At 67.9% G+C, this 2,045-nt stretch carries 1 pseudogene; it reads left to right on the plus strand.

The window, feature by feature from the left end:
* Window positions 1-27: 27 nt before the first annotated feature.
* Window positions 28-2,045: pseudogene (locus LMU33_RS40700) on the plus strand (type I polyketide synthase); the annotation flags it as partial.

A 2,045-nucleotide genomic window follows, 5' to 3' on the forward strand; every position in this document is an offset into this window, starting at 1 on the left:
GGTGCTGTGGGTGCTGAGGGTGTCGGGGGCACGGTGCTGGTCACGGGTGCGACGGGGACGTTGGGTGCGTTGGTGGCCCGGCATCTGGTCGCCGAGCACGGCGTACGACACCTGCTGCTGACCAGTCGGCGGGGAATGGCCGCAGACGGTGCTGACGAACTGGTCGCACAGTTGGGTGAGTTGGGTGCGGAAGCGACGCTCGTCGCTTGTGATGTGGCGGATCGCGAGGCGTTGGCCGAGGTGTTGGCGTCGGTGCCGGCTGAGCGTCCGTTGTGTGCTGTGGTGCATGCGGCGGGTGTGCTGGATGACGGTGTGTTGTCGTCGTTGACACCTGAGCGGGTGGATGCGGTGTTGCGTCCGAAGGTGGATGCGGCGTTGCTGCTGGATGAGTTGACGCGGGATGCCGGGTTGTCGGCGTTCGTGTTGTTCTCGGGTGCGGCGGCGGTCTTCGGTGCTGCTGGGCAGGGGAACTATGCGGCGGCGAACGCGTTCTTGGAGGGGTTGGCGCAGCGTCGTCGGGCTGAGGGGCTGTCGGCGAGTGCGCTGGCGTGGGGTCTGTGGGCCGAAGCCAGCGGCATGACCGGCGAGCTGGATGACGTCGATCTGCGCCGCATCGCCCGGGGTGGCGTGCTGCCGCTGTCGTCGGAGGAGGGCCTGGCGCTCTTCGACACGGCGGTGGGGGTGGACGAGGCGGTGCTGCTGCCGATGCGGCTGGACCTGGCGGCGCTGCGGGCCGAGACGGCGGCCACCGGGACGGTCCCGGCACTGCTGCGCGGCCTGGTACGGACGCCGGTACGCCGGGCTGCCGGTGGCCCCGAGGTCTCCGCGGACGGCGGTTCGCTCGCCCAGCGCCTCCTCGGCCTGACGCACGTCGATCGCGAACGGCTCCTGGTCGACCTGGTATGTGAACGTGTCGCCGCAGTGCTTGGTTACAGCCGCGCCGATCTCGTCGAACCCGGTCGGGCGTTCAAGGAGTTGGGTTTTGATTCGTTGACGGCGGTGGAGCTGCGTAATGACTTGAGGTCGGTTACGGGGCTGCGGTTGCCGGCGACGTTGGTGTTCGATTATCCGACGCCGGGTGATCTGGCGCGGTATCTGCGGGATGAGTTGGTGGGGCCGGAGGGTCCGCAGGCTGTGGTTCCCGCTGCCGGTGCTGTGGGTGTTGGTGGGCGGGTCGTCGGGGATGATCTGGTCGCGATTGTGGGGATGAGCTGTCGTTTTCCCGGGGGTGTGGAGTCTCCGGAGGATTTGTGGCGGCTGGTGGCTGGTGGCGGGGATGGTGTGTCGTCGTTCCCGTCGGATCGGGGCTGGGATCTGGAGGGGTTGTATCACCCGGATCCGGATCATGCGGGGACGTCGTACACGCGGCAGGGTGGTTTCCTGCATGGGGCGGGGGAGTTCGATCCGGCGTTCTTCGGGATCAGTCCGCGTGAGGCGTTGGCGATGGATCCGCAGCAGCGGTTGCTGCTGGAGACGTCGTGGGAGGCGTTGGAGCGGGCGGGGATCGATCCGACGTCGGTGCGGGGGAGTCGTACGGGTGTGTTCGCGGGGGTGATGTATCACGACTATCTGGCGGGGCTGGTGGAGTTCCCGGAGGGGGTCGAGGGGTACATCGGGACCGGGAATGCGGGGAGTATCGCGTCTGGTCGGGTGGCGTACACGTTGGGGCTCGAGGGTCCTGCGGTGACGGTGGACACGGCGTGTTCGTCGTCGTTGGTGGCGTTGCATCTGGCGGCTCAGGCGTTGCGCAGTGGTGAGTGTGATCTGGCGTTGGCTGGTGGTGTGGCGGTGATGGCCACGCCGGAGACGTTCGTTGATTTCAGCCGGCAGCGTGGTCTTTCGGTCGATGGCCGGTGCAAGGCGTTCGCGGCGGGTGCGGACGGTACCGGCTGGGGTGAGGGTGTGGGCATGCTGCTGGTGGAGCGGCTGTCCGATGCCCGGAAGAACGGTCACCCGGTGCTGGCGGTCGTGCGGGGTTCGGCGATCAATCAGGATGGTGCGAGCAATGGTCTGACGGCGCCGAACGGTCCCTCCCAGCAGCGCGT

Source organism: Streptomyces barringtoniae, assembly GCF_020819595.1.
In the GTDB taxonomy this organism is placed as follows: Bacteria; Actinomycetota; Actinomycetes; order Streptomycetales; family Streptomycetaceae; genus Streptomyces; species Streptomyces barringtoniae.